The sequence below is a fragment of the Streptomyces sp. NPDC058701 genome, assembly GCF_042715295.1.
Classification (GTDB): Bacteria; Actinomycetota; Actinomycetes; order Streptomycetales; family Streptomycetaceae; genus Streptomyces.
The window spans coordinates 1-11,844 of sequence record NZ_JBHXSY010000087.1 but is presented as its reverse complement, the minus strand read 5'-3'; the positions used below and the strand labels follow the sequence as shown (position 1 = coordinate 11,844).

At 72.7% G+C, this 11,844-nt stretch carries 10 protein-coding genes and 1 pseudogene; 9 read left to right on the top strand and 2 right to left on the bottom strand.

The features are described from left to right. Positions 1-393: pseudogene (locus tag ACFWW8_RS37320) on the top strand (topoisomerase II); the annotation flags it as partial. Next, positions 390-1,871 carry a DUF5719 family protein gene (locus ACFWW8_RS37315; protein WP_386537066.1) on the top strand — a complete coding sequence of 494 codons (1,482 nt, stop codon included), beginning with the start codon at positions 390-392 and terminating at the stop codon, positions 1,869-1,871. The pseudogene ACFWW8_RS37320 and the gene ACFWW8_RS37315, both read left to right, overlap by 4 nt. Before the next feature lie 58 nt (positions 1,872-1,929). On the opposite strand, the gene ACFWW8_RS37310 is transcribed toward ACFWW8_RS37315, so the two are convergent. Then, positions 1,930-2,397 carry a metallopeptidase family protein gene (locus ACFWW8_RS37310; protein WP_383907718.1) on the bottom strand — a complete coding sequence of 156 codons (468 nt, stop codon included), beginning with the start codon at positions 2,395-2,397 and terminating at the stop codon, positions 1,930-1,932. Between the two features lie 90 nt (positions 2,398-2,487). Between ACFWW8_RS37310 and ACFWW8_RS37305 the strand changes: the two genes are divergently transcribed. The 6 genes from ACFWW8_RS37305 to ACFWW8_RS37280 all read left to right on the top strand — a co-directional run bounded on the left by ACFWW8_RS37305 (position 2,488) and on the right by ACFWW8_RS37280 (position 8,144). Next, a complete protein-coding gene (locus ACFWW8_RS37305) occupies positions 2,488-2,862 on the top strand; it encodes a DUF3499 domain-containing protein (protein WP_386537063.1) in 375 nt (124 codons plus the stop codon). 79 nt (positions 2,863-2,941) lie between these two features. After that, positions 2,942-4,312, top strand: a complete 1,371-nt coding sequence (locus tag ACFWW8_RS37300) for a phosphomannomutase/phosphoglucomutase (RefSeq protein WP_386537061.1) — start codon at positions 2,942-2,944, stop codon at positions 4,310-4,312. 236 nt (positions 4,313-4,548) lie between these two features. Further along, complete coding sequence (locus ACFWW8_RS37295) at positions 4,549-4,734, top strand: Trm112 family protein (RefSeq protein ID WP_386537058.1); 186 nt, start codon at positions 4,549-4,551, stop codon at positions 4,732-4,734. Between the two features lie 41 nt (positions 4,735-4,775). Further along, a complete protein-coding gene (locus tag ACFWW8_RS37290; protein ID WP_386537057.1) occupies positions 4,776-5,909 on the top strand; it encodes an SIS domain-containing protein in 1,134 nt (377 codons plus the stop codon). Positions 5,910-5,955: 46 nt separating this feature from the next. Continuing rightward, the gene (gene manA / locus ACFWW8_RS37285) at positions 5,956-7,113 is read left to right on the top strand and encodes a mannose-6-phosphate isomerase, class I (RefSeq protein ID WP_386537054.1); all 1,158 of its coding nucleotides are present in this window, start codon (positions 5,956-5,958) and stop codon (positions 7,111-7,113) included. A 71-nt stretch (positions 7,114-7,184) separates the two neighbouring features. Beyond that, complete coding sequence (locus tag ACFWW8_RS37280; RefSeq protein WP_386537051.1) at positions 7,185-8,144, top strand: cation diffusion facilitator family transporter; 960 nt, start codon at positions 7,185-7,187, stop codon at positions 8,142-8,144. Between the two features lie 80 nt (positions 8,145-8,224). On the opposite strand, the gene ACFWW8_RS37275 is transcribed toward ACFWW8_RS37280, so the two are convergent. Further along, positions 8,225-10,300 carry a fructose-specific PTS transporter subunit EIIC gene (locus ACFWW8_RS37275; RefSeq protein WP_386537049.1) on the bottom strand — a complete coding sequence of 692 codons (2,076 nt, stop codon included), beginning with the start codon at positions 10,298-10,300 and terminating at the stop codon, positions 8,225-8,227. Between the two features lie 385 nt (positions 10,301-10,685). Between ACFWW8_RS37275 and ahcY the strand changes: the two genes are divergently transcribed. After that, the coding region (ahcY, locus tag ACFWW8_RS37270; RefSeq protein WP_386537047.1) for an adenosylhomocysteinase at positions 10,686-11,844 on the top strand (1,159 nt) is incomplete at its 3' end.

Sequence of the window (11,844 nt, the reverse complement as noted above, 5' to 3'; positions counted from 1 at the left end):
GGGGCCGCGCCCGCCCCCGCGCAGCCCGCCCCCGCGCAGGACCCAGGTATCGCCGACCCGTACGCGCAGATCCCGGCGCAGCCGGCGTACGGGTCGGAGTCGTACGCCTACCAGGGCTACGGCGACGACCAGGGCGGCTACGCGTACGACCCCCGGCAGCCGCAGCAGCCCTACACCCCGGCGCCGGGCTACGAGCAGTACCCCGACCCACCGGCGTCCTACCCCCAGAGCGGGTACGGCGGCGCGGAGGGCTACGAGACCGCCCCCTACCCGCAGCACCCGCAGCACCCGCCGGCCCGGGACCCAGGCCGACCGGACCACCCCTACCCGTACGAGCCGTACGACACCTACGGACAGCACGACCCGCGTCCGGACGGGAGCCCCCAGCAGTGAAGCAGCGCGCACCCCTGACGCTGGCGGCCGCGGCCGCGGCGCTGGCCGCCCTCACCGGGCTCGCCGCCCTCACCGCGCCCGCGGCCGGGAGCGCCGGCACGGCCGCGGACGCGTCCCGGATGCCGGTGGAGCGGTCCCTGCTGGTCTGCCCGGCGCCCAGCTCCTCGGACATCGCCGACACCGCGTACACGGCGTTCACCCCGGCCACGGCCGGCGGGACCCCCGCCCAGGGCTCGGCCCGGCTGCTCGGCGCGACCAAGGACGCCAAGCCGGTACTGGAGCCCAAAGAACCGGGCAAGCCCTTCGGGGCCACCGCCGCCGGGGCCGACGCCCCCGCCCTGACGGGCACCGCCGACGGCTCCCTGGCCCCCGGCTGGACCGCGCAGCAGACCACCAAGGTCTCGGTCGGCCGCGCCCGCGGCGTGCTCGGCGTCGGCTGCACCGCGCCCGGCACCGACTTCTGGTTCCCCGCCGTGAGCACCGCCAAGGGGCGCGAGGACTACGTCCACCTCACCAACCCGGACGACGCCGCGGCCGTCGTCGACATCAAGCTCTTCGGCCCCGACGGCCCCCTCAAGTCCGAGGCGGGCTCCGGCGAGAACATCCGGATCGACCCCCGGTCCGGAAAGGCCGTCCTGCTGTCCTCCCTGGCGCCCTCGGCCCAGCTCGCCGACGCCACCGCGCACGTGACCACCCGGGCCGGCCGGGTCGGTGCCTCCGTGCAGGTCGCCGAGGAGGGGGTGGGCGCCGACTGGCTGCCCGCCGCCACCGACCCGGCCGGATCCCTCGTCCTGCCCGGCATCCCGGCGGACGCCACCTCCGTACGGCTGGTCGCCTTCGTCCCCGGCGACCAGGACGCGGACCTCACGCTCCGGCTGGCCGGCCCGGGAGGCTCCATCAGCCCGGCGGGCAACGAGCGACTGCACGTCAAGGCCGGCATGACGGCGGCCGTGGACCTCGCGGACCTGACCCGGGGCGAGGCGGGCTCCCTGCTGCTGACCCCGGCGGACCCGAAGAAGACCTCGCCGGTGGTCGCGGCGGTACGGGTCGTCCGCGGCAGCGGCGCCAAGCAGGAGCTCGGCTTCGTCCCGGCGGTCGGGCCGGTGGGCGCGCGGGCGACCGTCGCCGACAACCGGCCCGAGGAGAACACGACCGTGCTCGCGCTGACCGCCCCCGGCCGGCAGGACGCCAAGGTCAGGGTGACGGCGTCGCCGGGCACCGGGGGCGGGGAGGCCGCCTCCCAGGAGGTCGTGGTCAAGGCGGGCACCACCCAGAACGTGACGGTCGCCCCGGCGGGCGGCAAGGGCGCGTACGCCCTGACGGTGGAGACCCTTTCGGGCGGTCCGGTCCACGCGGCCCGCACCCTGTCGCTCCCGCACGAGGGCATCGCGATGTTCACGGTGCAGACCCTGTCGGACGACCGCTCCACGGTCTCGGTCCCCAGAGCGGCCCAGGACCTGTCGGTCCTCGTCCGCTGACCCCGTCCGGTACGGCCCCGGACGGCCGGTCTCGGCCGCGGCCGAGACCGCTCGGACCTCAGTCCTGGCCGTACCGCGGGTCCACGGTCTCCGGCGAGAGGCCCAGCAGTTCCGCCACCTGCTCCACGACGATCTCGTGCACCAGCAGCGCCTTCTCGTCGCGCGTCTTCGTACGGATCTCCACCGGCCGCCGGAACACCACGATCCGGGCCGGCCGGCCCTCGCGGGGCTCCTGTACCGCGCCCAGCGGCACCGCCTCGTCGTTCCAGCCGGTGTCCGCGCCGCCCGGCGGACCGGGCACGTCCCCGACGAGGAACTCCACCTCGGCGAGCTGCGGGAAACGCCGCTCCAGCCGCTCGACGGAGTCCCGCACGAGGTCCCCGAACACCTCCGACCGGCTGGCCGACAGCGGCACCTGAGGCGGCGCCAGCGGCCCGCGCATCCCGCGTCCGTGGCGGTCGCGCCGACGCTGGCGCGGCTCGGCGGGAAGATCGACCGGGTGGGGGGGAAGCGGGCTGTCCGTCACCCCCGCAGGGTAGCCGCCGACCACGACACGGGGGGTGAGCGGCGGGAGAGTCGTCGCGGCCCGGTCAAGAGTGCGGTACGGTCCAACGTCGTGAGCCTTGTACGTCGCTGTTCGCGCACCGCGTGCGGCCGCCCTGCCGTCGCGACACTGACGTACGTCTACGCCGATTCGACCGCAGTTCTCGGCCCGCTCGCCACCTACGCCGAACCCCACTGTTACGACCTGTGCGCCGAGCACTCCGAGCGCCTGACCGCCCCGCGGGGCTGGGACGTCGTCCGGCTGTCCGACGCCTCCGCGCCGTCCCGCCCCAGCGGCGACGACCTCGAAGCCCTGGCCAACGCCGTACGCGAAGCCGCCCGCCCGCCGGAGCGCCCGGCCGAGGCCCGCGGCTCCGGGCAGAGCGGTGCCACGACGGGGGAGACCCGGCGCGGACACCTGCGCGTCCTGCGGTCCCCGGACTCCTGACGGCCGGCTCGTCCGGAAGCCGTCCGTCCTGCGCAGGGTAGGCTCCTGCGCACGCACAGGACCTTCAGGAGGGCAGGCAGTGGCCGCAGATCTTTCGAACATCGTCAAGGCGTACGACGTGCGTGGTGTCGTACCGGACGAGTGGGACGAATCGTTGGCGGAGCTGTTCGGTGCCGCGTTCGTGGACGTCACCGACGCTTCCGCGATCGTGGTCGGCCACGACATGCGTCCGTCGTCGCCGGGCCTTTCGGCGGCGTTCGCGCGGGGGGCCGCCGCCCGTGGCGTGGACGTCACCATGATCGGGCTGTGCTCGACGGACCAGCTGTACTACGCGTCGGGGTCGATGGACCTGCCCGGCGCGATGTTCACGGCCTCGCACAACCCGGCCCAGTACAACGGCATCAAGATGTGCCGCGCCGGAGCGGCCCCGGTGGGCCAGGACACGGGCCTCTCGCGGATACGCGAGCTCGCGGAGAAGTGGTCCGACGAGGGCGCCCCGGAGATCCCCGCCGGGACCGTCCCGGGCACGATCACCGAGCAGGACAGCCTCGCCGGCTACGCCGCACACCTGAAGGGCCTGGTCGACCTCACGGCGATCCGCCCCCTGAAGGTCGTCGTGGACGCGGGCAACGGCATGGGCGGCCACACCGTGCCGACCGTCTTCGACGGCCTTCCCCTCGACGTGGTCCCGATGTACTTCGAGCTGGACGGGACCTTCCCGAACCACGAGGCCAACCCGCTGGACCCGAAGAACGTCGTGGACCTCCAGGCCCGCGTGCTGGCGGAGGGGGCCGACCTCGGCATCGCGTTCGACGGCGACGCCGACCGCTGCTTCATCATCGACGAGAAGGGCGTGGGCGTCTCCCCGTCCGCGATCACCGCCCTGGTCGCGGCCCGCGAGCTGGCCCGCAACGGCGGCACGGGCACGGTGATCCACAACCTGATCACGTCCTGGTCCGTCCCGGAGGTCGTCAGGGAGAACGGCGGCACCCCGGTGCGCACCCGGGTGGGCCACTCGTTCATCAAGGAGGAGATGGCCACGTCCGGCGCCATCTTCGGCGGCGAGCACTCGGCGCACTACTACTTCAAGGACTTCTGGAACGCGGACACCGGCATGCTCGCCGCGCTCCACGTACTGGCCGCACTGGGCGGTCAGGAGGGGCCGCTCACGCAGCTCGTCGCCTCCTACGACCGGTACGCCGGCTCCGGCGAGATCAACTCGACGGTCGCGGACCAGGCGGACCGCATCGCCGCCGTCAAGGCGACCTACGGTGACCGCGAAGGCATCACCCTCGACGAGCTGGACGGGCTGACCGTGACGGCCGCCGACTGGTGGTTCAATGTCCGGGCGTCCAACACGGAGCCCCTGCTCCGCCTGAACGTCGAGGCCCGTGACGAGGCGACCCTCGCCAAGATCCGCGACGAGGCCCTCGCCCTCATCCGCGCCTGACCCGCGGACCCGGGCGGGGCGGACCCCGGAGCGCGGCCGGACCCTGCCGCGCCGGGTCCGCCCCGCCTCCGGACCCGCCCACAGCCCGGCGGCCGCGGGCCCGGAGCCGGCCCCGGGGCGCCCTCCCCGCCCCGGTGGGCGCCCGCCCCTCCCACGGCCTCGCCGGGGACCGCACGGCAGGTGACCCGGCGGTACGCTGACCTCGCCCCAACCGCATGTTCGAAGGGAAGCGTCCCATGCCGCTCGAAGCCGGTCTCCTGCAGATCCTCGCCTGCCCCGCCTGCCACTCGCCCCTCGAGGACAAGTCGGCCGACGAGAGCGCACCCGAGCTGATCTGCACCGGCCGGGACTGCGGTCTCGCCTACCCGGTACGCGACGGCATCCCCGTACTGCTCGTCGACGAGGCCCGCCGCCCCGCCTGACCCGACAGACTGGTTCCGTCACCCAACCGCCGGAGGCCACCATGCTCGACGAGTCACTCCTCGACGACCCGGACGCCCTGGTCCGGGCCGACCGCCGGGGCCTGCTCCGCGGCGCCGCCGACGCGGGCGCCCGAGTCCGCACCGCGGTCCGGCACGCGACGGAGGCCGGCCTCGCCGAGCTCCACCCCGACGGGCGCCCCCGCGCCGTCCTCATCGCGGGCCCCGGTACCGCCGCCACCGGCGTCGCCGACCTGCTCGGAGCCCTCGCCGGAGCCTCGGCGCCCGTCATCCGGCTGGACCCCACCGGCGTCGCGCACGCCTCCGGCGCCCTGCGCTGGACCCTGCCCGGTTGGGCCGGACCGGTGGACCTGCTGCTCCTCACCACCACCGACGGCACGGAGCCCGGGCTCGGCCTCCTCGCCGAACAGGCCTACCGGCGCGGCTGCACCGTCGTCGCCGTCGCCCCCGAGCGCTCGCCGCTGAGCGAGTCCGTCGACGGCGCCCACGGCCTCCTCGTACCGATGGCCAAGGCCCCCTACCAGGAGTACGACGAATCCGCCGCGGCCGGACCCGGCGCGCTGTGGGCCCTGCTGACACCCCTGCTGGTCCTCCTCGACCGGGTCGGCCTCATCGCGACCGCCCCGGAAACCCTCCAGCTCGTCGCCGACCGCCTCGACCGCACCGCGGAACGCTGCGGCCCGGCCGTGGTCACGTACTCCAACCCGGCCAAGACCCTCGCCTCCGAACTGGCCGACTCGCTCCCGCTCATCTGGAGCGAGGGCGCCGGCGCCGGGCCCGCGGGGCGCCGGTTCGCCGCCACCCTCGCCGAGCTCGCCGGCCGCCCCGCACTGGCCGCCGCGCTTCCCGAGGCGCTGCCCGCCCACGGTGTCCTGCTCTCCGGCGCCTTCGCGGCCGGCGCCGATCCCGAAGACTTCTTCCGTGACCGGGTCGAAGAGCCCCGGGCCCTGCGCGCCCGCGTCGTCCTGCTGCGCGACCGCCCCGTCGGCGGCCTGACCGCCGCCCCGGCCGCGCGCGAGCTCGCCCTCAGCCACGACACGCCCGTCAGCGAGCTCGAACCGGAGGAGGGCGTCGAGTTGGAGCAGCTCGCCGAACTCCTCGCCCTCACGGACTTCGCCACCGCCTACCTGGCGCTGGCCTCCCGGGGACACAGCTGAGGCACTCCACCTTGACCACCCCTCATCCAGATCCAGGAAGACGACGATGGACCGCCTGACGAACACGATCCGCCCCTACGCCTGGGGATCCACCACGGCGATCCCCGAACTGCTCGGGGTCCAGCCCACCGGTGAGCCCCAGGCCGAGATGTGGATGGGCGCCCACCCCGGCGCCCCTTCCCGTCTCGACCGCGGAGCCGGCGAAGTCAGCCTCTCGGACGTCATCGCCGCCGACCCCGAGAGCGAGCTCGGCGCCGCCACCGTGGCCGCGTTCGGCCCCCGACTGCCCTTCCTCCTCAAGATCCTCGCCGCCGGCGCCCCCCTCTCCCTCCAGGTCCACCCCGACCTGGCCCAGGCCCGCGAGGGGTACGAGGACGAGGAACGCCGCGGCGTCCCCGTCGACGCGGCCCACCGCAACTACAAGGACCCCAACCACAAGCCCGAGATGATCTGCGCGCTCACCCCGTTCGAGGGGTTCTGCGGCTTCCGCCGCCCCGAACAGGCCGCCGACCTTCTCGACGGCCTCGGCGTCGACTCCCTCAAGCCGTACGCCGACCTGCTGCGCGCCCACCCCGAGGACGCCGCGCTGCGCGAGGTGCTGACCGCCGTACTGACCGCGGACCGCGAGCAGATGGCCCGCACCGTCACCGAGACCGCGGCCGCCGCCGAGCGCCTCGGCGGCCCGTACGCGCCGTACGCCGCCCTGGTCCACGACTTCCCCGGCGACCCCGGCGTCATCGCCGCCCTGCTCCTGAACCACTTCCGGCTCCAGCCCGGCGAGGCCGTGTTCCTCGGCGCCGGCGTCCCGCACGCCTACATCGACGGCCTGGGCGTCGAGCTCCTCGCCAACTCCGACAACGTGCTGCGCGCCGGACTCACCCCCAAACACGTGGACGTGCCCGAGCTCCTGAAGGTCGTGCGGTTCGAGTCGGGCGACCCGGCCGTGCTGCGCCCCGAGGGCGACGCCGAGGAGGTCTACGAGACCCCCATCGAGGAGTTCCGGCTCTCCCGCTTCCTCCTCGCCCCCGGTGGAGCCTCCCGGACGCTTCCGGCGGACACCGCGCAGATCCTGCTCTGCACCGCCGGCGCCCCCCGGGTCGGCGAACTCGACCTGGCGCCCGGTGAGTCGGTTTTCGTACCGGCGGGCGAAAAGGTCGAACTGTCGGGAACCGGCACCGTTTTCCGTGCGACGGTGATCGTCTGACACGCTGTCGCCGGGGTAGCTGCAACAATGTGCGGCCGGTAGACAGTGGCTAGGAAGGACACCCTGAATCCATGAGCGCGTCGGGCGGTACCAAGGCGATCGTGGCGGCTCTCGTCGCCAACCTCGCCATCGCTGTAGCCAAATTCGTGGCGTACCTCTTCAGCGGATCCTCGTCGATGCTCGCGGAAAGCGTCCACTCGCTCGCGGACTCCGGCAACCAGGGACTGCTGCTCCTGGGCGGGAAGAAGGCCAAGCGCGAGGCGACGCCCGAGCACCCCTTCGGGTACGGGCGCGAGCGCTACATCTACGCTTTCCTCGTCTCCATCGTGCTCTTCACCGTCGGTGGCATGTTCGCCATCTACGAGGGCTACGAGAAGATCCACGACCCGCACGAGATCACCAACTGGTACTGGCCCGTCGGCGTCCTCGTCTTCGCGATCATCGCGGAGTCCTTCTCCTTCCGCACCGCGATCAAGGAGTCGAACACGGTCCGCGGGAACCTGTCCTGGCGCCAGTTCGTCAAGCGCGCCAAGGCCCCGGAGCTCCCCGTCGTGCTCCTGGAGGACCTGGGCGCGCTCGTCGGCCTGATCCTGGCCCTCGGGGGCGTCGGCCTCGCCCTGCTGACCGGCAACGGCGTCTGGGACGGCATCGGCACCCTGTGCATCGGCGTCCTGCTGATCGTGATCGCGATCATCCTGGCGGCGGAGACCAAGTCGCTGCTGCTCGGTGAGGCCGCGGGCGTCGAGGACGTCGAGAAGATCAAGGTCGCCGTCGTCGACGGGCACACCGTGACCCGCGTGATCCACATGCGCACGCTGCACCTCGGCCCCGAGGAGCTGCTGGTCGCGGCGAAGATCGCGGTCAAGAGCGACGACACCGCGGCCGAAGTGGCCGAGGCGATCAACGCCGCCGAGACCCGCATCCGCGAGGCGGTCCCGATCGCCCGGGTGATCTACCTGGAGCCGGACATCTACCAGGCCGCCGCCGCGGCGCCCGACCCGGCGAAGACCCTCGGCGGCGACGGCCACTGAGGTCCGGGCCGCCACCCGGGAACACGTGGGGGCGCCCGCGGCCATCCGGCCGCGGGCGCCCCCACGTGTCGTGCGCGGTCCTACCGGATCTCGCGCAGCACCTCCAGGACCGCCGGGCCGTCCGGAGCGCTCTGCAGCCGCTCCCGGAACCCGGTGTCCATCAGCTTGCGCGACAGCAGCGCCAGGATGCGCAGGTGCTCGTCGCCCGCCGCGGCCTCCGGCACCGAGATCATGAAGACCAGCCGAGCCTTCGTGCCGTCCAGCGAGCCCCACTCGATGCCCTCGCCGGACCGGGCGAAGCCCACCGTCGGGCGGGTCACCGCGTCCGTCTTGGCGTGCGGGATCGCGATGGACTCGCCGAGGCCGGTCGTGCCCTGCGCCTCCCGGGCGAGCGCGACCCGTACGAGCTCGTCCACGTCCCGGACGTTCCCGGTGGTGGCCAGCATCTCCGCCATCTCGCGGATCGCCGCCTCCTTGGAGTCCGAGGCCAGCTCCGTCCTCACGGTCCGCCCGGTCAGGTACCCGGACAGCACCTCGGGCTCACCCGAGGGCGCCGCGGGCGCGGCTGCCTCCCGTACGGCGCCACCGGCACCCGGACCGGCGGCGGCTCCCGCACCCGCACCGGCCGCGACGCCGGTCCCCGCACCCGTTCCCGCGCCGACCAGGACCGGCTCGGGCGCGGGCGACTTCGGGCCGGCCGGGGCCGCGCCGGCCCTGCGCTGCTTGAGCCCGATGAGGGCGTTGGTGGTGAGTGCGGTGACGACGGTGCCCGCCGCGATCGCGACGAAGAACATGCCGACCCCGCCGACGGCCCCGAACACCGAGACGATCGGGCCGCCGTGCGGCACCGAGTTCGTGACCCCGGCGACGCCCGCGACGGCACCGGCCACCGCACCGCCCAGCATGTTCGCCGGGATGACCTGCGCCGGCCGCGCGGCGGCGAAGGGGATCGCGCCCTCCGAGATCCCGAAGCAGCCCATGAAGAGCGCGGCGACACCGGTCTCGCGCTCCTGGTCGCTGTACAGCTTGCGCCGCAGCTGCGTGGCCAGGCCCTGGCCCAGCGGCATCACGGGGATGGCGGCGGCGGCCATGCCCATGACGGTGTTGTTGGTGCCGATCAGGCCGACCGCGACGAGGAAGGCCGTCTTGTTGACCGGCCCGCCCATGTCGAAGGCGATCATCAGACCGATGATGGCGCCCAGCAGGATCGCGCTGGAGCCGGTCATGCCGTTCAGCCAGCTGGTCAGGTGGGTGAACACCCAGGAGATCGGCTGTCCGATCACGTAGATGTAGAACAGCCCCAGCGCCAGCGTCGACACGATCGGGATCACGATGATCGGCATGATCGGCTGGACGAACCCGGGGACCTTGACCTTCTTGATCCAGACGACCAGATAGCCCGCCAGGAAGCCGGTGGCGATCGCCCCCAGGAAGCCGGCGTTCGCGTCGGCCTTGTAGATGGTGGTGGCGTCGGAGGCGAGGAAACCGCCGATCATGCCGGGCACCAGCGCCGGCCGGTCACCGAGGGCGTAGGCGATGTAGCCGGAGAAGATCGGCAGCATCAGCGTGAAGCCCAGGGTGCCGAGCGCGTTGACGTAGAACCAGAAGGACCCCTCGTCGAAGGTGATGCCCTTCGAGGAGGAGTGCCCGCCGAGCGCGATCGAGACGGCGAGCAGCAGCCCGCCCACGACCACGAACGGGATCATGTGGGAGACGCCGTTCATCAGGGCCTTGTACGCGGCGCTGCGCTCCCGGCCGCCCCCGCCGCCGTCCCCGCCGGCCGGGGCCGTCCCGGCCTGCACCGGCGCGGTCCGGACCCGCTCGATGAGCTCCTTCGGCCTGTGGATGCCGTCCGCGACCCCGGTGGACAGCACCCGCTTGCCGGCGAAGCGCTCCCGGTCGACTTCCTTGTCGGCGGCGATGATGATGCCGTCGGCCTCCTTGACATCGTTGTCAGAGAGGACGTTCTCGGCCCCGATGGAGCCCTGGGTCTCCACCTTCAGGTCGACGCCGAGCTCGTCGGCTGCCTGCCGGAGCTTCTCCGCCGCCATGTAGGTGTGCGCGATGCCCGTGGGGCACGCGGTGACGGCGAGCAGCTTGAGGCGCTTCTGCCCGCTTGCGCCCCCATCTGCGGGAGGGCCGGCCGGACTGGTCACAGAAATCTCCTTCACGCCCTGGGTTCTGCGGGGATCGGGCGGAAGCCCCGATCCACCGGCATCCTCCCGCACACAAGGGGTGGATTAAAAGTCCGAAAGGCCCCGGAAGCTCCTGTCGCAGGGCCTGACCTCCGATGACGCTCTTATCCCGCTTATTCTCCCGCGCGACTGGGGCACGCGCCGCCGATCGGTGTAGATTCGTCATCAGTGTCAGGCGTCGCTGCTGATGGCGGTCGGGCGGTCTTCGCGACCGGCCGAGGGGAGAGAGGGCCCCCGACGGACTGTGCTCGGTGTTCCATCCCCCAGACTCGTCCGGGGTACCCCAGCCGTCCGGCGCACGGCTCAGAGCCGTACCCACCCTCTCGAACCATGAGGAGCAGCACCCATGGACTTCAAGGTCGCAGACCTCTCCCTCGCCGCCTTCGGCCGCAAGGAGATCACCCTGGCCGAGCACGAGATGCCGGGTCTGATGTCGATCCGCGCCGAATACGCGGACGCCCAGCCCCTGGCCGGTGCCCGCATCACCGGCTCCCTGCACATGACCGTGCAGACGGCCGTGCTCATCGAGACCCTCGTCGCCCTCGGCGCCGACGTCCGCTGGGCCTCCTGCAACATCTTCTCCACCCAGGACCACGCGGCCGCCGCCATCGCGGTCGGCCCTCACGGCACCCCGGAGAACCCGCAGGGCGTCCCCGTCTTCGCCTGGAAGGGCGAGACGCTGGAAGAGTACTGGTGGTGTACGGAGCAGGCGCTGACCTGGCCGAACACCCCCACCGGCGGCCCGAACATGATCCTCGACGACGGTGGCGACGCCACCCTCCTCGTCCACAAGGGCGTCGAGTTCGAGAAGGCCGGCGCGGCCCCGGACCCGTCCACGGCGGACTCCGAGGAGTACGCGTACATCCTCACGCTGCTGAACCGCACCCTCGGTGAGAACCCGCAGAAGTGGACGCAGCTCGCGTCCGAGATCCGCGGCGTGACCGAGGAGACCACCACCGGTGTTCACCGCCTGTACGAAATGATGGCCGAGGGCACCCTGCTCTTCCCGGCGATCAACGTGAACGACGCCGTGACGAAGTCGAAGTTCGACAACAAGTACGGCTGCCGCCACTCCCTGATCGACGGCATCAACCGCGCCACCGACGTCCTCATCGGCGGCAAGACCGCCGTCGTCTTCGGCTACGGCGACGTCGGCAAGGGCTGTGCGGAGTCGCTGCGCGGCCAGGGCGCCCGTGTCATCGTCACCGAGATCGACCCCATCTGCGCCCTTCAGGCGGCCATGGACGGCTACCAGGTCGCGACGCTCGACGACGTCGTGGCGACGGCCGACATCTTCATCACGACCACGGGCAACAAGGACATCATCATGGCCTCCGACATGGCCAAGATGAAGCACCAGGCGATCGTGGGCAACATCGGCCACTTCGACAACGAGATCGACATGGCCGGCCTCGCGAAGATCGACGGCATCGTCAAGGACGAGGTCAAGCCCCAGGTCCACACCTGGAAGTTCCCCGACGGCAAGGTCCTCATCGTGCTCTCCG